Annotated in this window: 10 protein-coding genes; 2 read left to right on the forward strand and 8 right to left on the reverse strand. The window is 71.7% G+C overall.

Annotated features, from left to right (window positions below; genetic code table 11):
- Positions 1-65: 65 nt before the first annotated feature.
- The 8 genes from WFI16_RS05085 to WFI16_RS05120 form a co-directional block, all read right to left on the reverse strand.
- Positions 66-1,100: an extracellular solute-binding protein gene (locus WFI16_RS05085; RefSeq protein WP_419896703.1), complete on the reverse strand. Its 1,035-nt coding sequence runs from the start codon at positions 1,098-1,100 to the stop codon at positions 66-68.
- Positions 1,101-1,198: 98 nt separating this feature from the next.
- Positions 1,199-3,850, reverse strand: a complete 2,652-nt coding sequence (gene treY, locus WFI16_RS05090; RefSeq protein ID WP_419896704.1) for a malto-oligosyltrehalose synthase — start codon at positions 3,848-3,850, stop codon at positions 1,199-1,201.
- Positions 3,850-5,913 (reverse strand): 4-alpha-glucanotransferase, encoded by a 2,064-nt coding sequence (gene malQ, locus WFI16_RS05095; RefSeq protein WP_419896705.1) that lies wholly within the window; start codon positions 5,911-5,913, stop codon positions 3,850-3,852. The genes treY and malQ overlap by 1 nt, the downstream gene beginning before the upstream one ends.
- Complete coding sequence (gene treZ, locus WFI16_RS05100; protein WP_419896706.1) at positions 5,910-7,676, reverse strand: malto-oligosyltrehalose trehalohydrolase; 1,767 nt, start codon at positions 7,674-7,676, stop codon at positions 5,910-5,912. The genes malQ and treZ overlap by 4 nt, the downstream gene beginning before the upstream one ends.
- Complete coding sequence (gene glgX, locus WFI16_RS05105) at positions 7,673-9,811, reverse strand: glycogen debranching protein GlgX (RefSeq protein ID WP_419896707.1); 2,139 nt, start codon at positions 9,809-9,811, stop codon at positions 7,673-7,675. The genes treZ and glgX overlap by 4 nt, the downstream gene beginning before the upstream one ends.
- A gap of 1 nt (position 9,812) precedes the next feature.
- Positions 9,813-12,029, reverse strand: coding sequence for a 1,4-alpha-glucan branching protein GlgB (gene glgB, locus WFI16_RS05110; protein ID WP_442970635.1), 2,217 nt, complete (start codon positions 12,027-12,029; stop codon positions 9,813-9,815).
- A gap of 6 nt (positions 12,030-12,035) precedes the next feature.
- A complete protein-coding gene (gene treS, locus WFI16_RS05115; protein ID WP_419896708.1) occupies positions 12,036-15,389 on the reverse strand; it encodes a maltose alpha-D-glucosyltransferase in 3,354 nt (1,117 codons plus the stop codon).
- Positions 15,390-15,395: 6 nt separating this feature from the next.
- Positions 15,396-18,602 (reverse strand): maltotransferase domain-containing protein, encoded by a 3,207-nt coding sequence (locus tag WFI16_RS05120; RefSeq protein ID WP_419896709.1) that lies wholly within the window; start codon positions 18,600-18,602, stop codon positions 15,396-15,398.
- Positions 18,603-18,974: 372 nt separating this feature from the next.
- Here WFI16_RS05120 and egtB point away from each other — a divergent pair, with 372 nt between their 5' ends.
- Both egtB and egtD read left to right on the forward strand, forming a co-directional pair.
- Positions 18,975-20,207 (forward strand): ergothioneine biosynthesis protein EgtB, encoded by a 1,233-nt coding sequence (gene egtB, locus WFI16_RS05125; RefSeq protein WP_419896710.1) that lies wholly within the window; start codon positions 18,975-18,977, stop codon positions 20,205-20,207.
- Positions 20,208-20,212: 5 nt separating this feature from the next.
- Positions 20,213-21,166, forward strand: a complete 954-nt coding sequence (gene egtD / locus WFI16_RS05130) for an L-histidine N(alpha)-methyltransferase (protein WP_419896711.1) — start codon at positions 20,213-20,215, stop codon at positions 21,164-21,166.
- Positions 21,167-21,221 lie beyond the last annotated feature (55 nt).

Raw genomic sequence — 21,221 nt, forward strand, 5'->3', positions numbered from 1 at the left:
GGTCGTCCCGACCGCTCAGCGCCGGAACCAGCGCCCCCACGCGAAGGCGGCAGCCCGAAAGAAAATCAATTCCAGCCGGCGCGCTGGAGGATCTGCAGGGCCTCCGGCGTGCGGTCGAGATTGCCGGCGGCATTGACCGGCTCGGCGCGGAAGCTGCCGAGGCCGGCCAGGATCGGGTGCAGCGGCGCCCCGGCGACCACCGGGAATTCCATGTTGCCTAGCGCGAACATCTCCTGGGCGCGGTGGGTGGTCATGAACTCCAGGAAGCGGAGGGCATTGGCCTTGTTCGGCGCATGGGCGGCGAGGCCGGCGCCGGAGATGTTCACATGCGTGCCGCGGTCGCCCGCGCCCTGGTTCGGGAAGATCACGCCGATCCGCTTGAACAGCGCCTGGTCCTCGGGCTTGTCGGAGCGGCCGACCAGGCCGAGGTAGTAGCTGTTGGCGATGGCCAGGCCGCACTGGCCGGAGGGGATGGCGCGGAACTGGTCGCGGTCGCCGCCCTGCGGCGGACGGGCGAAATTGGCGACCACCCCGCGGGCCCAGGCCTCGGTCTTCTCCGGGCCATCGGCGATCAGCAGCGCGGCGGCCAGGCTGGTGTTGTAGGGATGCGCGCCGCTGCGGGCGCAGACCATGCCCTTGAAGCGCGGATCGGCCAGGTCCTCGTAGCGGGCGAGGCCCTCGGGCGCGCCCTTCTCGCGGTCGTACATGATCAGCCGGGCGCGCTGCGACACGGCGAACCAGAGGCCCTGCGGGTCGCGCAGCGCGGCGGGGACGCGCTCATTGACGGTGGCCGAGTTGTGCGCGGCCAGGATGCCGGCCTGGGCCGCGCGGGCCAGGCGGGCGGCGTCCACCGTCATGAAGACATCGGCCGGGCTGTTGGCGCCCTCGTTGCGGATGCGCTCGATCAGCTGGTCCGCCTGGCCCTCGATCACCCGCACGCGGATGCCCGTCTCCTTGGTGAACTCCTCGTAGAGGGCGCGGTCGGTGTCGTAGTGGCGCGCCGAATAGAGGTTGATCTCGCCGGCGCCCTGGGCGCGCAGCGCGACCGGGGCCGAGAGCGCCAGCGCGCTAAGCGCGGCGAGGAGGGGGCGTCGGAACATGGGGCGTCTTTCCTCGGATGACCGGCCGTTCAGTCCCGGCCGGCGCCCCGATGCCTAGGCCAATTGAGAAGGACTCGCAAGATAATCCCGGCGCCGCCTCAGCTTGCCAGCAGGATGCGCAGCGGCCAGGCCCCCTCCGCCAGCCGCAGCGCCGGGCCGGCGGCGACCGCTTCGCCGGAGACCAGGTCGCGCCAGGCGGTGGCGGCCAGATCGGTCGGCAGCGGCAGGCTGGCCTCGCCCCAGGCCGCCGCGCCCGGCAGGGTGGTCGCACCGCCCGGCAGGCCGCGGATCGGCACGGCGACCAGCAGCGCCTGGCCGCCATGGCGGCGCAGGAAGGCCAGCGTCCCGGCGGGGGCCTGCAGCGGCTCGTGGCTGCCGTCGCGGAACAGCGCCGGATGCGCCGCCCGCGCCGCGAGCAGGGTGGCGATCAGCCGCTGCTTGATGGCGCCATCCTGCCAGCCCGCGAGCAGATCCTCCGGGCTGCGGGCGGCCTCCAGCGCCGCGCGGCGGGCGTCGTAATCCACCGGCCGCCGGTTGTCCGGATCGACCAGCGAAAGATCCCAGAACTCGGTGCCCTGGTAGAGATCGGGGGCGCCGGGCACGGTCAGCCGCAGCGTGGTCTGCGCCAGGCTCTTCAGCGCGCCGGGGGCGGCGAGGCGGGCGGCGAAATCCTGCAGGCCGCGCGCCAGCTCGGGATGGCGCGCCGGATCGAGCACCGCGCGCAGGAAATCCTGCGCGGCGCCCTCGTAAGCCTCGTCCGGCATGGCCCAGCCGGAGCGGCGCTTGGCCTCGCGGATCGCCTTCTGCTGCCAGCCCTGCAGGCGCTCGGTCCAGGCTTCGACCGCGGCGCGGTCGGCAACGTCGAGCCCGACCGGCCAACTGGCGAGGATCATCTGGAACAGCATGGCGGCATCGGCGGGCTGCGGCGCCGGGCCATCGGGCAGCTGCTGCACCAGCGGCTGGCTCGCCGCCAGGAAGCCGCGCAGCGCCGCCGCCCAGTCATCCGGCATTTCCGACAGCGCGGCGAGCCGCATGCGCAGATCCTCGCCGCGCTTGTGGTCATGTGTCGCGGTGGCCAGCAGCGCGTCCGGGAAATCCTGGCCGCGGGCAGCGGAAAGCTGGTGGAAGCCGTCCGGCGACAGCGAGAAGAGGCCCGGGTTGGAGCCGACCTCGTTGCGCGACAGCAGCCGGCCGTAGCGATAGAAGGCGGTGTCCTCGACCGACTTGGCGGCGGTGGGGGAGGAGAGCTGCTGGAAGCGCTGGCGGGCGGCCAGCAGGTCGCGGCGGGCGGCACCGGCGGGGTGGTTGCGCGGGCGGTCCTCGGCCAGCCAGAACAGCAGATGCGACAGCACGGCATGGTCGGTCGGGTGGAGCTGGGCACGCGCGGCGCCGGCGGCCTCGGCCAGGATGCGCTGGTCCTGCTGCGACGGCTCGCCGGTGCGGACATAGACCCGGTAGACCGGCATGTGCAGCAGCAACTGCGCCAGCACGCGGCGGAGGGCATTGAAGGAGAAGTCGCGCGAGCGGAGATGGCCACGCGCCAGCCGGTGCAGCGCGCGGGCGGCGGCGTCCAGCTCGGCGGCCAGGTTGTCGCGCAGGATCTGCTTGCGGGCGGCGAGCTCTTCCGCGTGGAAGTCACGCTCGCTGCCGGTCACCTCGCGCCACAGGGCGGAGAGCGGCGCCTCGCCGGCCGGGTCGTGCAGCAGCGCTCCGACCTGGTCCATGAAGTCGTAGCCGGTGGTACCGTCGGTGGTCCAGCGCGCCGGCATCGCCTCGCCGGCGGCCAGGATCTTCTCGACGACGACATAGGGCTCGCCGGCCGGGGCCCCGGCCGGGCGATGATGCGCCACGGCGGCCATGCGGCGGCGCAGCTTGCGGCAATAGCCGGCCGGATCGGCCAGGCCATCGACATGGTCGATGCGCAGCCCGTCGATCAGCCCCTCGGCATAGAGGCGCAGCAGGAAGGCGTGGCTGGCGTCGAAGACCTTCGGGTCCTCGGCGCGCAGGCCGGCGAGGCCGGTGACGTCGAAGAAGCGGCGCCAGTTGATCTCGTCGGTTGCCGTGCGCCACCAGGCGAGGCGGTAGTGCTGGCGCTCCAGCAGGCCATGCAGGCGGGCGGTGCCGGTCAGGCTCTTCGGGTCATGCGCCTCCAGCGCGCCGCGCTCGCCAAGGATGTGGTCGGCATCGCCCTGGCGGACGGGGAAGCGGTTGTCGAAATAGGCGACGGACAGGCCGGTCGGGCCCTCGGCGACCAAAGAGAGCTCGCCCTCGGCCAGCGCCTCGCCATAGGGGCGGCCAAGGAAGGGCGCCAGGATCTTGCCGTTCAGCAGGGGGTCAGGGCTGTCCCAGTCGATGTCGAAGAAGTCGGCGTATTGGCTGTCGCGGCCCTTGGCAAAGACATCCTGCCAGTAGGGGTTGTGCGGGCCGTCGACGCCCATGTGGTTGGGCACGATGTCGAGCAGCAGCCCGAGCCCGTGCTGGCGCAGCGCGGCGACCAGACGGCGCAGCGCCGGCTCGCCGCCCAGCGCCGGATTGATCGCGTCATGGCCGGTATTGTCATAGCCATGCGTCGAGCCGGGCGCCGCCGGCAGCAGCGGCGAGGCGTAGAGATGGCTCACCCCGAGCCGCGCCAGATAGGGCACCAGCGGCACCGCGTCATCGAGCGTGAAGCCGGCATGGAACTGCAGGCGGTAGGTCGCCCGGGGGCGGGTTTCGGCGACGGGAGCAGCGGCGAGGCGCGCCAGGGACATCAGGGGGCTCTCCGCGCCCGCGCCAACCCGCGCAGACGCTGTTCGATCGCGGGATCCTGGAACATCCGCTCGACCGGAGGGGCGAGGCGTCGGCGCCAGTTGGGATGTTCCTCAACGGTGCCGGGCAGGTTGGGTTGCTCGACGGCGGCGACGGCATCCTCCAGCGGCAGCAGCGCCAGCGCGCAGCGGGCCCGGCCGATATGCGCGGCGGCCGCATCGGCGACGCGCGCGGCCTCCTCCGGGCCCGGTACCGGCCCCTCGGCGACGCCCGACCGGCAGAAGGCATCCCAGAGCAGCGGCCGCTCGGCGGCGCGCGTCTCCGCCAGGCCGGGGATGGTGTGGCCGAGCTCCTCGCGCCAGGCCAGGTCGCGCCCCTCCCACCAGCCGGCGACGGTCGGCAGGTCATGGGTCGAGGTCATGGCGACCGCGCCGGCGCTCCAGCGCTGCGGCGGGATGAAGTCGGCCAGCTCGCCCTTGGGAGGCTCGGTCTGCTCGAACCACATGACGCGCATGCCGGCGATCCCGGCGCGCTCCAGCTGCGGGCGGAAGCCCTCGGGCACGGTGCCCAGATCCTCGCCGATGGCGACGGCGCCGTGGCGGGCGGATTCCAGGGCCACCAGCCGCAGCAGGTCGCGCAGCGGATAGCGGATGTAGCAGCCCTGGTCGGGGCTCGCGCCCTCCGGCACCAGCCAGAGCCGGCGGAGGCCCAGCACATGGTCCAGCCGCACGCCGCCGGCATTGCGGAAAGCGGTGCCCAGCATCTCGCGGAAGGCGGCGAAGCCGTTGGCGCGTAGCCCGTGCGGCGAATAGGTGGTGATGCCCCAGCCCTGGCCACGGCGGTTGAAGATGTCGGGCGGCGCGCCGACCTCGACGCCCTGCAGGAACTCGTCCTGGCGCGACCAGGCATCACTGCCGCCGCCATCGACGCCGATCGCCAGGTCGGCGATCAGCCCGATGCGGGCGCCGGCCTCGCGGGCGGCGTGCTGGGCCGCGGCCAGGCCGCGATCGGCCTGCCATTGCAGGAAGGCGTGCCAGTCGACCTCTTCCGCGTGCTGGCCAGCGAAATCGGCGACGGCGGCGCTGTCCGGGTCGCGCAGCGCCGCGCCCCAGGCGCGCCAGTGGAAGGCCTGCGGGTCACGCGCCAGCTGCACGGCCTGCAGCGCCTCGAAGCGGGCATGGCGCTCCAGCGCGGCGCCGCCCTCGGCGCGGAAGGCGGCGAACTCGTCGCGCAGGCTGGCCGGTGCCTGGGCCTGGAACACCTCGAAGATCTGCCGCAGGCGGGCCAGGCGAGCGGCGGTGGCGGCCGGCCAGTCGATCAGGTTCAGCGCCTCCAGCCGGCTCCATTCCTCGGCCAGCGCCGGCGGGAAGGCGGGGGTCAGCTCGCCCAGCAGCATCTCGGCATCGGCGTGGCGGACGTCGAGCCGCAGCCGGCTGGAAGGCGCATAGGGGCTGAAGCGCGTCGGCACCGCGGTGAACTGGGCATGCACCGGGCTGAGGGCGATGGCATCCGCCCCCTGGCCGGCGGCGCCGACGGCGAAATCGGCCAGCGCGGTGTAGTCGCCGAAGCCACCATCGCCGGTGCGGCGCAGCGAATAAAGCTGCACCGCCAGGCCCCAGGCGCGGCCATCCGGGCAGGCATCCGTCAGGCGCCGGCCATGCTCCGGCGCGACGGCCAGGGTGATCCGATGCCCGGCGGTCTCCAGCTGGTAGTAGCCGGGCAGGGCCGGCGCCAGCAGGGTGGCGCCGCCCGGGGCGGGCTGGCTGCGGCCCTCGACGCTGGTGCCGTCCTCGGCGGTCAGGCGGTAGCGGTCGGGGGCGAGCCGCAGGGCAACCGGCAGGCCGGGATCGGCGGTCAGCAGCGGCGGCTGCACCCGGTGTGCCTGCCGCCACTGCGCCATGCTGTCGCGCAGCTGGGCATCGTCGGCCACCGGCAGGCCGAGCGCGCCGAGGACGTGGCGCAGCGTCTCCGGCGTGGTCTCCCGCCGCTGGCCGGTGGCGTCGTGCCAGTCCAGCATCAGCCCGACGGCACGCGCCAGGCGGCGCAAGGCGGTGTCGCTGTTCATCCGGCGGGTTCCTGCAGCCAGGCGAGGGCGGAACGGGGCGGCAGCTCGCCACCGCGCGCGGCCTCCCCGGCATGGGGGGTGGAGGCGGCGATCATCTCGCCGGGGAAATGCGGGCAGGGGAGGGATTCCTCCCCGAACTGCGCGGCGACGCTCAGCACCGAGCCATCGGCCAGGCGCCATTGCGCCCGCACCCCATGCTCGCCCAGCGCCGCGGCACCGAGCGACTGGGCACCGGCCAGATGCCGCGCCAGCTTCCTGCGCCGCGTCTCCAGCAGGAACCGGCAGAAAGCCTCGGCCTCGGCATTGGCGGGGTGCTCGCGGTCGCCGGGCTGCGGGCTGCTGGCGGCGAAGGTCTTCGGGTCGTTGGGATCGGGGATGCGCTCGCGCCGCTCGGGATCAGCGAAGCTGGCGAAGCGGGCGAATTCCTTGCGGCGCCCTTCGCGCACGGCGGTCGCCAGCTCAGGGCTGCCGAAGCCGGTGAAGAACAGGAAGGGACGCTCGGCGGCGTATTCGTCGCCCATGAACAGCATCGGCACCGGCGGGGTCAGCAGCAGCACCAGCAGCGCGGCGCGGACATTGTCCGGCGGCGCCAGCGTGAAGATGCGGTCGCCGAAGGCGCGGTTGCCGACCTGGTCATGGGTCTGCAGCGAATTGACGAAGGCCGAGGCCGGCAGATGCCCGCTCGGCGTGCCACGCGCATGGCCGAGATTCGTCGATTCCTCGCCCTGGTAGACGAAGCCCTCGGCGAGGGCGCGCGCCAGCCGCTCAGCCGGGGCGTCGGCGTAGTCGGCGTAATAGGCCTCCTCCTCGCCGGTCAGCAGGACATGCAGGCAGTGATGCGCATCGTCGTTCCACTGCGCCTCGAATTTCTTCTCCAGCAGCGCGGCGTCGTTGCGCTCGTTCTCCAGCACCAGATAGACCGGACGGCCCGCGGTGGCGGCGCGGACCCGCTCGGACAGCTCGGTCAGAAACGTCTCGCTGGTGATGGCGTGGACGGCGTCGAGCCGCAGCCCGTCGAAGCGGTATTCGCACAGCCAGAAGATGGCGTTCTGGATGAAGAAGTCGCGCACCGCGTCGTGGCGGAAGTCGATGGCGTCGCCCCAGGGGGTCGAGATGTCGCTGCGGAAGAAGTCCGCCGTGATGGCGTGCCAGTAATTCCCGGCCGGGCCGAAATGGTTGTAGACCACGTCCAGCATCACCGCGATGCCCTGGCCATGCGCCGCGTCGACCAGCGCCTTCAGCTCGTCGGGCGTGCCGTAGGTCTCGTCCGGCGCATAGGGCAGCACGCCGTCATAGCCCCAGTTGGCGCTGCCGGCGAAGTCGTTGACCGGCATCAGCTCGATGGTGTTGACGCCGAGCGCCGCCAGCCGCGGCAGCTCCGCCATGACGCCGCGGAAGCCGCCCAGCGCGCCGACATGCAGCTCATAGACCACCGATTGCGGCCAGGGGTGCGCGCGCCAGTCGCTGTGCTTCCAGCGATAGGCGCCGTGATCCTGCACCACGCTCCAGCCATCGACATCGCCATCCTGGCCCTGGCTGGCGGGGTCGGGGACATTCGGCCCGTCGCCGAGGGCGAAGCGATAGCGCGTGCCGGCCGGCGCCTCGGCCTCGACCTGCCACCAGCCTTCCGCCAATGGCTGCATCGGCAGTGGCGGCTGGTCGCGGCGCAGCAGGGTGACCTCCGGCTGGCCCGGTGCCCAAAGGCGGAAGCGGCAGAGGCCGCCCGGGATCGGCCAGGCGCCGAACTGGTAGTGCTCGCTCATGCGGCTTGCTCCTGCCGCAGCGGCCAGGCGGCGAGCAGCCGGGCGGCACGGGCGGCAACGGTGATGGTGGGGTGGTCGAGCGGCGCTTCCGGGGCGTCCGGCGCGTCGCTGTCGAGCAGGGAGATCCAGGGCAGGTCCGGGCCGGGCAGGGTGACCTCGCAGGGCTGGTCGCCGGCATTCAGCACCAGCAGGGTCACCTCGACGGCCGGCGGCTCGGTGCCGCGGCGGGGCGTGTCGTCCCGGGCGCCGGCGCGGCGCAGCTGCAGCACCCGGCCGGCGGGATCGTTCCAGGCGTCCGGCGTCATCGGCTGGCCGGCCGCGTCGAACCAGCCGATGTCGCGGAGGCCGGGCAGCGGCTCGGTGAAGCCGTGCAGGAAGACGGCGCTGCGCAGCGTCGGGTGGCGCCGGCGCAGCATCGCGGCGCGGGCGGTGAAGCGGGTCAGCGCCTCGCCCTCGGGCGTCGCGGCCAGGTCCCAGTCGAGCCAGGAGATCGAATTGTCCTGGCAATAGGCGTTGTTGTTGCCGCGCTGGCTGCGGCCGAACTCGTCGCCGCCCAGCAGCATCGGCGTGCCGTGGCTGGCGAAAAGGGTCAGCAGCATCGCGCGCTTCAGCCGGGCGCGCGTCTCCAGGATGGCCGGATCGTCGGTCGGCCCCTCGACGCCCCAGTTGGCGGAGAAATTCTCGCCATGGCCGTCACGGTTGCCCTCGCCATTCGCCATGTTGTGGCGCTCGGTGAAGCTCACCAGGTCCTGCAGGGTGAAGCCGTCATGCGCGGCCAGGAAGTTGATGCTGGCCCAGGGGCGCCGCCGCCGCCGGTCGAACAGATCGCCCGAGGCGGTCAGCCGCGCCGCCAGGTCGGGACGCATGAAGTCGTCGCCGCGCCAGTAGCGCCGCACCCCGTCGCGGTAGCGGTCGTTCCATTCGGAGAAGCCCGGCGGATGCGCGCCGAGCTGGTAGCCGCCGGGGCCGATATCCCAGGGCTCGGCGATCAGCTTGAGGCGCGACAGCACGGGATCCTGGCGGATGGCGTCGAAGAAACCGGAACCGGGGTCGAAGCCATGCCCCTCCCGCCCCAGGGTGGAGGCGAGGTCGAAGCGGAAGCCATCGACCCGGAAGGCGGTGGCCCAGTAGCGGAGGCTGTCCATCACCATCTGCAACACCCGGGGGTGCGAGAGGTTGACGGTGTTGCCGCAGCCGGTCTCGTCGATGTGCCGCCGCTCCTCGCCGGGCACCAGGCGGTAGTAGCTGGCATTGTCGAAGCCGCGCCAGGAGAGGGTGGGGCCGAGCGCGTCGCCCTCGCAGGTGTGGTTGTAGACCACGTCGAGGATCACCTCGATGCCGGCGGCATGCAGGCGGCGGATCGCCACCCGGATCTCGTCCAGCGCGCCGGTCGCCAGATAGGCCGGCTCGGGGGCGAAGAAGGAGAGGGTGGAATAGCCCCAGTAGTTGCGCAGCTTGCGTTCCACCAGGAAGCGGTCCTGGCAGATCGCCTGCACCGGCAGCAGCTCGACCGCGGTGACGCCGAGACGCTGCAGATGCTCGATCACCGGCGGGCTGGCGAGGCCGGCGAAGCTGCCGCGCTCGCGCGGGGCGATGTCGTCGCGGCGGATGGTCAGGCCGCGCAGATGCGTCTCGTAGATCAGCGTGCGGTCCCAGGGCACGGAGGGCGGGCGGTCGTCGCCCCAGTTGAAGGCGTCGTCCACCACCACCGATTTCGGCATGGCGGCGGCGCTGTCGCGGCGGTCGAAGCTGAGATCGGCGCGCGGCGTGCCGATGCGGTGGCCGTAGAGCGCGTCCGACCAGCGCAGGCTGCCGTGCAGCTGCTTGCCATAGGGGTCGAGCAGCAGCTTGTGCGGGTTGAAGCGGTGGCCGTGCTCGGGCTGGTAGGGCCCGTGCACGCGGAAGCCGTAGATCAGCCCCGGCCGCGCTTCGGGCAGGTAGCCGTGGAACACCTCGTCGGTGCATTCGGGCAGCGGCAGGCGGGCCACTTCCCGCCGGCCGGCCGCGTCGAACAGGCAGAGATCCACCTGGGTGGCATGCGCCGAGAAGACGGCGAAGTTGACGCCGAGCCCGTCCCAGCTGGCGCCGAGCGGATCCGGCCGACCCGGCAGCAGCCAGTCGGGAAGCAAAGGCAAGTCAGCCCTCCATCGGGGTCAGCACCAGGGTGGCGAGGCCGGGCAGCTGCAGGTCGAGCGAGTCGTCGAGCCCGTGCGAGCCGGCGCCCGTCGCATGCACCATGCCGCCATTGCCGTTGTTGGCGCCACCGTAGATGGCCGCGTCCGAGTTGAAGATTTCCTTCCACTGGCCGCCAAGCGGGACGCCGACGCGATAGCCCTGCCGCAGCACGGGCGTCATGTTGCAGACGACCAGGGCCGGGGCGGTGCCCTCCGGCCCCAGGCGCAGGAAAGCGAAAACGCTGTTCTGGCGGTCGTCGAGCACCACCCAGCGGAAGCCGCTCTCCTCGCAGTCGAGGGCATGCAGGGCAGGGATGTCGCGGTAGAGCCGGTTGAGGTCGCGCACCAGCCGCTGGATGCCGGCATGCGGCGCCTGGTCCAGCAGGTGCCAATCGAGCGAGCGGTCGTGGTTCCACTCGCGGGCTTGCGCGATCTCGCCGCCCATGAACAGCAGCTTCTTGCCCGGATGAGTCCACATGAAGCTGAGATAGGCGCGCAGATTGGCGAATTTCTGCCACTCGTCGCCCGGCATCTTGCCGATCAGCGAGCCCTTGCCATGCACCACCTCGTCATGGCTGAGCGGCAGCATGAAGCGCTCGGAGAAGGCATAGACCAGGCCGAAGGCGATGCCGTCATGATGGTACTGCCGATAGACCGGCTCCATCTCCATGTAGTGGAGCGTGTCGTGCATCCACCCCATGTTCCACTTGAAGTCGAAGCCGAGGCCGCCCTCGGAGGCCGGGCGGGTGACGCCGGGGAAGGCGGTGCTTTCCTCGGCGATCAGTAGCTTGCCGGGGCAGCGCTCCTCGATGATTCTCGAAAGCTCCTGGAGGAAGGAAATGCTCTCCAGGTTCTCGCGGCCGCCATGGATGTTGGGCACCCATTCGCCGTGCTTACGGCTGTAGTCGCGGTAGAGCATCGAGGCCACGGCATCGACCCGCAGCGCGTCGACGCCATAGGTCTCCAGCCAGTGCAGGGCGCTGCCGATCAGGAAGTTGCGCACCTCGCGACGGCCGAGGTTGTAGATCAGCGTGTTCCAGTCCTGGTGGAAGCCCTCGCGCGGATCGGCATGCTCGTAGAGCGCCGTGCCGTCGAAATGCGCCAGCCCATGGCTGTCGGTCGGGAAATGCGCCGGCACCCAGTCGAGGATGACGCCGATGCCGGCCTCGTGCAGCCGCTCCACCAGCCGGGCGAAATGCTCCGGCGGGCCGAGCGCGGCCTGCGGCGCGTATTGCCCGAGCGGCTGGTAGCCCCAGGAACCGCCAAACGGGTGCACCATCACCGGCAGGAACTCGACATGGGAGAAACCCATGCCGGTGAGATAGGGGATCAGCCGGTCGCCGAGCTCTTCCCAGGACAGCTCGCGGTTGCCGTCGCCGCGCATCCAGGAGCCGGCATGGACCTCATAGACCGAGATCGGCTGGCTGGCGGCCGGGCCTGACCGGGCCGGCAGCGGCGCTGGCGGGCGGAAGCCGGCCGTGTCGGCGACGATCGAGCCGGTGGCCGGCGCGACCTCCGCCTGCCAAGCGAAGGGATCGGCCTTCAGCGGCAGGATGGCGCCATTCGGGTCCAGCACCTCGTATTTGTAGATCGTCCCCGGCCCGATATCGGGCAGGAAGATCTCCCAGATGCCGGGGCCGTGGCGCAGCCGCATCGGGTTGCGGCGGCCATCCCAGCCGTTGAAGTCGCCGACCACCGAGACGCGGCGGGCATTCGGCGCCCAGACGGCGAAGCGGGTGCCACTGATGCCGTCGATGGTCATCGGATGCGCGCCCAGCGTGCGGCCGATATCGCGATGCGCGCCTTCGCCCAGCAGGTGCAGGTCGAGCTCGCCGAGCAGCGGGGCGAAGGCATAGGCGTCCGCCGCCTCCTGCACCGCGCCACCCCAGTCGATGCGCAGGCGGTAGGGCGTGCCGGCGGGCAGTGGCCCCTCGAACAGCCCGCCCGCATGGGTTGGCGACAGCGGCGCCACGGCATCGCCAGCGACGGCCGAGACCGCCTTGGCGCCCGGCAGCAGCACGCGCAGCCAGCCCTGGCCGTCAGGCCCCTGCTGCGGGCCCAGCAGGGCGAAGGGATCGCCGTGCCTGCCCTCGACCAGGGCCGCCATCGCCTCCGGCGCCAGGGTGGCCGGCGCCAGCTTCAGGGGCGGCGGGGTGGCCGGCTGGTTCGGATTGGCCATGCCTCGTCACTCCTTGGAAGGGCTGGAGCCCAGGATCGTCGCGCTCAGCCGCGCCAGGCCGTGCAGGGGAATCGGCAGCCAGCCGGGGCGGTTGGCGGCCTCATAGCAGATCTCGTAGGCCGCCTTCTCCAGCAGGAAGAGATCGAGCAGCGCCGCCTCGGCCTCGCCCGCCACCCAGGGGCGCGGGGTCTCGGCATGCACGGCGCGGTAGGCGCCAAGGAAGGCGGCGCCGGCCTGGCTGCGGAACTCCTCCAGCAGGGCCCCGCGGCGTCCGGTCTCCTCGCCGCTGCTGGACTCGCTCTCCGGGCGCGCGCTGGCCACCGCGTAGTCGAAGGAGCGCAGCAGCCCCGCCACGTCGCGCATCGGCGAGGATTTGGCGCGGCGCTGCTCCAGCGACTTGGCCGGCTCGCCCTCGAAGTCGATGATGCAGGCATCGCCCTGCACCACCAGCACCTGGCCGAGATGGAAATCGCCATGGATGCGGGTCTGCAGCGCGCCCTCGCCGGCGGCCGCGAGGCGGTCGATGGCGGCCGAGAGCGCCGCCTTCTGCGCCAGCAGCTGCGCGGCGGCCTCGGCATCGGCCTGGCTGGCCCAGTCGCGCGGCGCCGACAGCGCCTTCAGCGCCGCCTCGAGCTGCGTGCGGGCGCCGCGGGCCCAGGCCTTGGTCTCCCGCGCCGTGGCCGGCTCGGGGTTGAAGGCCGGGTCGTCGCTCGCCTCGGCCAGCACGGCATGCATCTCGGCCAGCCGCTGGCCCAGCGCGCTGGCGAAGACGGCATAGCCGTCGAAGATGTCCTTCTGCTCCTCGGCGGAGGATTCCGCGACGGCCATCTCGCCGACGGTGCGCTGCAGGAAGTCGGTCGTCCAGCCCCAGCCATCGCCCTGGTTGCGCACGAAGCCCTGGACGACGACCAGGGTGCGCGGCGTGCCGTCGGCGCCGATGCGCACCACCTCGCCCAGCAGCGGCGCCGTCTGGCCGAAGCCGCGCTCGGTCAGGTGGCGGGTCATCTCGGTCTCGGGGCTGATGCCCTCGGTGACCCGGCGCACCAGCTTCAGCACCGCATGATCGCCGATGATCAGCGAGGAGTTGGACTGCTCGGCCGAGAGGCGGCGGATCTCCGCATCGGCCGGGATGCTGGCGGCGTCGAACTGCGAGGTCGGCAGGAAGCGGATCTCGCCTTCCGACAGCGGCATCACCGCGCTTTCCGCCAGGCCCTTCAGCACGCCGGTGGGCAGCGCGTCGAGGGCGAAGGCATCGGTCAGCACGCCGACGCGGCGGCCGCGGCGGACGCGGGCGAGGGCGAGCTGCTGCGGCAGGGCGCTGCTGCCCGCCTCATCCTCCCAGGCGATGCCGAGCGGCAGCAGGTAGCGGGCGCGGCCATCGCCTTCCGTCACCTCGACCTCGGCCAGCAGCACCTCGACGGTGGTGTCGGCCAGCGCCTCGGCGAAGGCCAGGTGCGGATCGGCCGGCGGGCCGTCCTTGCCGGCGAACCAGCGGCGCTTGGCGAGGTATTGCGGCAGGGCGTCATGCTCGATCACCCGGCGCGGCGCCGCGGCCAGCACATCGGCCAGGCCGCCGCGCAGCACCAGGGTGGAGAGTTCGGACATCGCTTCAGGGGCGGGCGTGTGCCAGCTGGGCATGGCGACCTCGGTTGCCAGGAGGAACCAGTAGAAGCCATAGGGCGGCAGGGTCAGCAGATAGGTCAGCTGGCCGATCGGCGGGAAGGTCGAGCCGCCGACCAGTTCCACCGGCACGCGGCCGGCAAACTGTGCCAGGTCCAGCTCCACCGCCTGCGCCGTGCGCGACAGGTTGCAGACGCAGAGGATGGTCTCGCCCTCGTATTCGCGGAGATAGGCGAGGATCTTGCGGTTGCCCGGGTAGAGATAGCCGAAATTGCCGCGGCCGAAGGACTGGTGGCGCTTGCGCACCGCCAGCATGCGCCGGGTCCAGTTCAGCAGCGAATGCGGGTCGGCCGACTGCGCCTCGACATTGACCGCCTGGTAGCCATAGACCGGGTCCATGATCGCCGGCAGCACCAGGCTGGCCGGGTTGGCGCGGGAGAAGCCGCCATTGCGGTCGGGCGACCATTGCATCGGCGTGCGCACGCCGTCGCGGTCGCCGAGATGGATGTTGTCGCCCATGCCGATCTCGTCGCCGTAGTAGAGCACCGGCGTGCCGGGCATCGACAGCAGCAGGGAGTTCATCAGCTCGATGCGGCGGCGGTCATGCTCCAGCAGCGGCGCCAGGCGGCGGCGGATGCCGAGATTGATGCGCGCCCGCTTGTCGGCGGCGTAGGTGTTCCAGAGATAATCCCGCTCCTTGTCAGTCACCATCTCCAGCGTCAGCTCGTCATGGTTGCGCAGGAAGATGGCCCATTGGCAGTTCTCCGGGATCTCCGGGGTCTGCCGCAGGATGTCGGTGATCGGGAAGCGGTCCTCCTGCGCCATCGCCATGTACATGCGCGGCATCAGCGGGAAGTGGAACGACATGTGGCATTCGTCGCCATCGCCGAAATACTGCTGGGTGTCCTCCGGCCACTGATTGGCCTCGGCCAGCAGCATCTTGCCGGGGGCATGGGCATCCAGCGCGGCGCGGATCTTCTTCAGGACGACATGCGTCTCGGGCAGGTTCTCGTTGTTCGTGCCGTCGCGCTCGATCAGGTAGGGAATGGCGTCCAGCCGCAGCCCGTCGACGCCCGCATCCAGCCAGAAGCGCATGACGGAGAGCACCTCCTTCAGCACCTGCGGATTGTCGAAATTCAGGTCCGGCTGGTGGCTGTAGAAGCGGTGCCAGAAATAGGCGCCGGCCTCGGCGTCCCAGGTCCAGTTCGACTTCTCGGTATCGAGGAAGATGATGCGGGTGCCATCATACTTCTTGTCGGTGTCCGACCAGACGTAGAAGTCGCGATGCACCGAGCCCGGCTTCGCCTTGCGCGCCCGCTGGAACCAGGGGTGCTGGTCCGAGGTGTGGTTGATCACCAGCTCGGTCACCACGCGGATGCCGCGGGCATGCGCCGCCTGGATGAAGCGGCGGATATCGGCCAGCGTGCCGTATTCCGGATGCACCGCCTTGTACTCGGCGATGTCATAGCCGTCGTCGCGGCGCGGCGAGGGGTAGAAGGGCAGCAGCCAGACCACGTCGACGCCGAGCGTCGCGATATAGTCGAGCTTGGCGATCAGTCCCGGCAGGTCGCCCACGCCATCATCGTTCGAATCGAAGAACGACTTGATGTGCAGCTGATAGATCACCGCATCCTTGTACCAGAGCGGATCGGCCGGATACTCGGGCAGCGCGGCATGGGTGCCGGCGGTGGCGGTGGGCAGGACGGCAGCGGCCTCGGCGGCCTTCATCTTACGCGGCATGATCGGTCAGGCCTTGTCGGCGGCGCTCAGGCGCCAGATGGCGAAGGGCAGGGCGTGCGGGTCGAGGCGGAGATGGCGGTGCGAGCCCTCCCAGACCTGCTCGCCGCCGGCCACCAGGTCCTCGGCCCGGAAGGGCCCGCCCGGCGGCAGCTCGAAATGCGTCTCCAGCGGCTGGTTCGGGTCCATGCTGACGGCCACCAGCACGGTGTTCTCGCCGCCTGGCGTGCGCTTGACGAAGGTCAGGATGCCCTCGTGGTTGGAGCGCAGGAAGCTGGTGCCGAGATGGGTGTGCAGCGCTGGATTCTCCTGCCGGATGCGGTTCAGCATGGTGATCTCGGGGACGATATTGCCCGGGCGGTCATAGTCCCAGACGCGGATCTCGTATTTCTCGCTGTCCAGGTATTCCTCCTTGCCCGGCGCCAGCGGCGTCGCCTCGCAGAGCTCGAAGCCGTTATAGACGCCCCAGAGGCCCGACAGGGTGGCGGCGAGACCCGCGCGGATCAGGTGGCCAGGCCGGCCGCTGGTCTGCAGGAAGACCGGGTTGATGTCCGGCGTGTTGACGAAGAAATGCGGGCGGAAGAAGTCGCTGACCGGGGCCTTGTTCAGCTCCTCCAGGTAGTCGCGCATCTCCCAGGCGGCGTTGCGCCAGGTGAAGTAGGTGTAGCTCTGCGAGAAGCCCACCTTGGCCAGGCGGTACATCACCTTCGGCCGGGTGAAGGCCTCGGAGAGGAAGACCGCGTCGGGGGCGTGGGCGCGCACCTCGCCAATCATCCATTCCCAGAAGGGCAGCGGCTTGGTGTGCGGGTTGTCGACGCGGAACAGGCGGATGCCGTGGCGCACCCAGAACAGCACCGAATCACGCAGCGCCAGCCAGAGCGAGGGAATGGCGCCCGGCGCATAGAACTCGACGTTGACGATGTCCTCGTACTTCTTCGGCGGATTCTCGGCATAGCGGATGCTGCCATCCGGCCGCCAGTTGAACCATTCGGGATGCTCGCGCAGCCAGGGATGGTCGGGCGAGCACTGGATGGCGAAGTCCAGCGCCAGCTCCAGCCCGTGATCGGCGGCGGCGGCGATCAGCCGGCGGAAATCCTCGAAGGAGCCGAGCTCGGGATGCAGCGCCTCATGCCCGCCCTCGGCGCTGCCGATGGCATAGGGGCTGCCGGGATCGGTCTCGGAGGGTGTCAGCGTGTTGTTGCGGCCCTTGCGGTTCTTCTTGCCGATCGGATGGATCGGCGGGAAGTAGAGCACGTCGAAGCCCATCGCCTTCACCCGCGGCAGCGTGCCGATGACATCGTCGAAGGTGCCGTGGCGGTGTGTGTCGCCGCTCTGCGATCTCGGAAAGATCTCGTACCAGGCGGAGAAGCCGGCGGCGCGGCGCTCGGCCTCCAGCGGATAGTCGCGCGTCTGCAGCCGGTGCGCCTTCGGATCGGCCTCGCGCATCAGCTGGCGCAGCGGCGCCGAGAGGAAGAGCTGCACGGCCTCGGCGTCGCCCAGCTCCGGCAGGCGGTCGATCACCGCCTGCAGCGCCGCGCGGCGATCCGCCGGCAGGGCGGGCAGGGCGGCTTCCAGATGCGCCACCCCCTCGCGCCGTTCCAGCGCGACGGGCACGCCGGCCGCCTGCTTCTTGCCGATCTCGTCGCGGAATTCCTCGAAATGGTCGACCCAGGCCTCGACGGCATAGACATGCCGGCCGACGCGCTCGGGCAGGAAATGCGCGACCCAGATGTCGTTGACGGTATGCTCCATCGGTTCGATGCGCCATTCGGCCTCGTCGGCCGGCCGCCAGAGCAGTTGCGCCGCCAGCTTGCCATGGCCGTCGGTGAAGATGTCGGCGCTGACCTCGACGGCCTGGCCCACCGTGCGCTTCACCGCGAAGCGGCCGTCATCGACGGCGGGCTTCACCGCCTCGATGGCGATGCGCGGCGCGGCGGTGGCGGCCGCCACCGACTCATCCTCGGCGGGCAGCGGCGCCTGCACGCCCGGGGCTTCCTGAAGGGTCATGCAACGCACCTCTCCGGGGGCCAGCACCAGCCCCCCCTGATCCAGGCTGCCGGGCGGCAAGGCCCCCGGACGGTCGAGCAGCCCCAGCGCCTGGCCGGCGGACAGCCGCACCGGCCGCGCCAGCGAGGCATTGGCCAGGATCATGCGGCGTCCGGCCGGCACCTCGCGCAGCAGCGCCAGCGGCGCGCCGGGGGGGGACAGCCGGCGCGGCGGCGCGGCGCTGCGCAGCAGGGCATCGCCCGCCCGCGCGGCATTGGCGGCGCGCACCGCCGCCGTGAGATCGAGCCGCGGCGCCTGCGCCAGGGCGGCGAAGGCCTCGGCCTGTCCGCTGCCGCCGCCGGCGCGGTGCGGGTCGCCATATTCGAAGCCCATCGGCATCAGCCAGGCCCGGCCGGTGGCCGCGGCGAAGTCGAGCGCGCGCCGCGCCGCCCGCAGCGCCAGCCGGCGGTCGGCATGGCGCGCCGCCAGCCGTGCCCCGAACGGCTCCTCCGGCGCCATCACCAGCGGCGCGATGGCGGCCAGCCGGGCGACCTCGTCGCTCCACCAGCCGGCCGAGAAGTCCCACCAGGGCAGCGAGGGGGCCACCAGGTCAAAGCCGGCGCCGGCCAGGCCGTCGATCGGCGCGCCGGGCGTCCAGCCGATGAAGACCAGGCCAGGATGGCGCTCGCGCAGCGCGGCGATGCGGCGGGCCAGGAAGCCGGCCGGCGCGGCGCCGGGATCGAGGCAGCGGAAGCCTGCCACCCCGGCCGTCGCCCATTCGTCCAGCCGCTCCTGCCACCAGAGGCCCAGCCCCTCGGGCAGCGGGCTGGCCAGCCGGGCGGCGGCCTCCATCCCGGCCGGACGGCGCGGGTCGGGCGGCAGGTCGGATTGCGCCTGCTGCCAGGCGCCGTGCTGGCGCAGCGGCGCGGCATCGGCGGCCAGCCGCAGCGGCGCCCAGTCCAGCAGGGTGGCCAGGCCGGCGTCGCGGGCTGCCCCGGTGATGCGGCGCAGCCCGGCCAGAGCCTCGCCGCCGCCCAGCGCCGGATGCAGCCGGGTGGGATCGCGCAGCAGCAGCGGCCCGTCGGCCGCGCCCTCGAAGGGCGGCGCCAGGCAGATCGCGTCGAAGCCCAGCCCGGCGATCCGCTCGAGCTGCGCCGGCCATGCGTCCAGTGGCCCGGCGGCCAGGGGGTTCAGGTGGTAGAGGGCCTGCGGAAGAACGACATCGGGCAAGGGGGACGGATCCTTTTCGCCTTTTTCCGGGGAGCGGCCCCCAAGGCTGGTCGCGGGGGCCGGCGAGCGAGACACCAGACAAAGCGCGACGGGAACGCCGCCACGGGATGCAGCCCGCCGCCAGGGAGGAAGTCTGCCGGGCCAACGCTGCGATTCCGGCAAGGTTGCGTCCGGGCGCGGCCATTTCACGGAGCTTAAACCCCGCCGCGGCGGACCATTCCGCACGCTTCCGTGCAGCGTCAGCGGAGCAAACTTTCGCCCCCGGTCGCGCGTTGGCGGGGGCGTGAGACGTCACTGGGAAGGGGCCGCCATGCCATGCCACCACCGGACGCCGGCGCCCTGCGCCTGCGGCTGCCGAATGGGCATGCGCCCATGCTGAGGCTGGTCCCGCGCGCGGATAGCGCACCCCAATCGGCGCCGGTCCCGGCCGAGGCGGCGACGCTGGCCGACCGCTACGGCACCATCCGCCGCCATACCGAGCAGCTGGCCGCGCCGCTGACCGAGGCGGACCAATGCGTGCAGTCGATGCCCGATGCCAGCCCGACCAAATGGCACCGCGCCCATACCAGCTGGTTCTTCGAGACCTTCCTGCTGGTGCCGCATCTGCCGGGCTACCAGCCCTTTGACCCGCTCTTCGCCTATCTGTTCAACTCCTATTACGAGCAGGCCGGGCCGCGGCATGCCCGCGTGCATCGCGGGCTGCTGACCCGGCCCTCCGCCGCCGCCGTCGGCGACTACCGCGCCCATGTCGATGCCGGCATGGCGCGGCTGCTGGCGGGCGGGCTGGCCCCTGAGGTCGCCGAGCTGGTCGAGCTCGGCCTGCAGCACGAGCAGCAGCACCAGGAGCTGCTGATCACCGACCTGCTGCATGCCTTCTCCTTCCACCCGGCCAAGCCGGCCCTGGCGCCGGACTGGCAGGAGCCGCCGGCGCTGGGCGGCCGCCTGCTGAAGCCGCTGGAAGGCGGCATCACCCGCATCGGCGCGCTGCAGACCGGCTTCGCCTTCGACAATGAGCGGCCCTGCCACGACGCCCTCGTCGCGCCCTTCCGCATCGCCGAGGGGCTGGTGACCAATCGCGAATGGCTGGAGTTCATCGCCGATGGCGGCTACCGCCAGCCGCTGCTCTGGATGTCGGAGGGCTGGGCGGCGGCCCAGGCCGCCGGCTGGCAGACCCCGGAATACTGGCAGCGCGAGGCCGATGACGCGCCCTGGCAGCTGTTCACCCCGGGTGGCCTGCGGCCGCTCGACCCCGGTGCGCCGGTCCGCCATGTCAGCTGGTACGAGGCCGATGCCTTCGCCCGCTGGGCCGGCAAGCGCCTGCCGACCGAGGCCGAGTGGGAGACCGCCGCCCGTCGCGACCAGATCGAGGATGCCGGCCGCTTCGTCTGGGAATGGACCGGCTGCGCCTACCGTCCCTATCCGGGCTTCCGTACCGCCGAGGGCGCGGTGGGCGAGTACAACGGCAAGTTCATGATCAACACCATGGTGCTGCGCGGAGGCTCGCTGGCGACGCCGCCCGGGCATGCGCGGCTGACCTATCGCAATTTCTTTCATCCGGACAAGCGCTGGCAGTTCACGGGCCTGCGCCTGGCCGCGGAGGCCTGAGACCGATGCATCCGAAGCCCGACCTGCTGCGCAGCGCCGCCAGTGCCTTCGATCCCGTCGTCGCGCAGACCGCGCTGGACGGCCTGACCGCGCCGCGCAAGACGCTGCCGCCGCATCTGCTCTACGATCCCGAGGGCTGCCGGCTGTTCGACGCCATCACCACCCTGCCGGAATACTACGTGACCCGCACCGAGCTCGCGCTGCTGCGCCAGGTCGGGCCGGAGATCGCCGGGCTGGTCGGGCCCGGCGCCTCGGTGATCGAATACGGCGCCGGCTCGGTGACCAAGGCGGCGCTGCTGCTGGAGGCGCTCGAGCGCCCGGCCGCCTATGCGCCGCTCGACATCGCCGAGGTCGCGGTCGAGGGCACGGTGCGCGCCATGCGCAAGCGCTTCCCGCAGATCGCGCTGCATCCGATCGTCGGCAATTTCATGGAGCCGATCGCGCTGCCCGAGGTGCCGCGGCCGCTGCTCGGCTTCTTCCCGGGCTCGACCATCGGCAATCTCGACCGCCCCGCCGCCATCGCCTTCCTGGCGGCGGTGAAACAGAGCCTGGGGCAGGGGGCGCGCTTCCTCGTCGGCGTCGACATGCCGAAGGATCCGGCGGTGCTGGTGCCGGCCTATGACGATGCCGCCGGCGTCACCGCCGCCTTCAACCTCAACCTGCTGCACCGGCTGAACCGCGAGGCGGCGGCCGGCTTCGACCCCGCTGCCTTCCGCCACGAGGCGCGCTGGAACGCGACGCACAGCCGGATCGAGATGCATCTCTGCAGCCGCGCCAGCCAGTCGGTCTCGGTGGCCGGGCAGCCGATCCGCTTCGCCGCCGGCGAGACAATCCATACCGAGAGCAGCTACAAGCATGCCCGCGGGGCCTTCCTGGAGATGGCGCGCGCCGCCGGCTGGGAGAGCGAGGCCTGCTGGACCGATCCGGCGCAGTACTTCTCCCTGCATTTGCTGCGCTGACCGGCCGGCACCGGGGACAGCAGAAAGGCCGGAGGGGATGCCCCTCCGGCCTTTC

The organism is Roseomonas sp. USHLN139 (assembly GCF_037145735.1).
GTDB lineage: Bacteria > Pseudomonadota > Alphaproteobacteria > Acetobacterales > Acetobacteraceae > Pseudoroseomonas.

Bases quoted from the DNA above. Each gene is read 5' to 3' on its own strand.
- WFI16_RS05085 (WP_419896703.1), bottom strand. From the start codon at position 1,100: ATGTTCCGACGCCCCCTCCTCGCCGCGCTTAGCGCGCTGGCGCTCTCG.
- treY (WP_419896704.1), bottom strand. From the start codon at position 3,850: ATGTCCCTGGCGCGCCTCGCCGCTGCTCCCGTCGCCGAAACCCGCCCC.
- malQ (WP_419896705.1), bottom strand. From the start codon at position 5,913: ATGAACAGCGACACCGCCTTGCGCCGCCTGGCGCGTGCCGTCGGGCTG.
- treZ (WP_419896706.1), bottom strand. From the start codon at position 7,676: ATGAGCGAGCACTACCAGTTCGGCGCCTGGCCGATCCCGGGCGGCCTC.
- glgB (WP_442970635.1), bottom strand. From the start codon at position 12,029: ATGGCCAATCCGAACCAGCCGGCCACCCCGCCGCCCCTGAAGCTGGCG.
- treS (WP_419896708.1), bottom strand. From the start codon at position 15,389: ATGCCGCGTAAGATGAAGGCCGCCGAGGCCGCTGCCGTCCTGCCCACC.
- egtB (WP_419896710.1), top strand. From the start codon at position 18,975: ATGCTGAGGCTGGTCCCGCGCGCGGATAGCGCACCCCAATCGGCGCCG.
- egtD (WP_419896711.1), top strand. From the start codon at position 20,213: ATGCATCCGAAGCCCGACCTGCTGCGCAGCGCCGCCAGTGCCTTCGAT.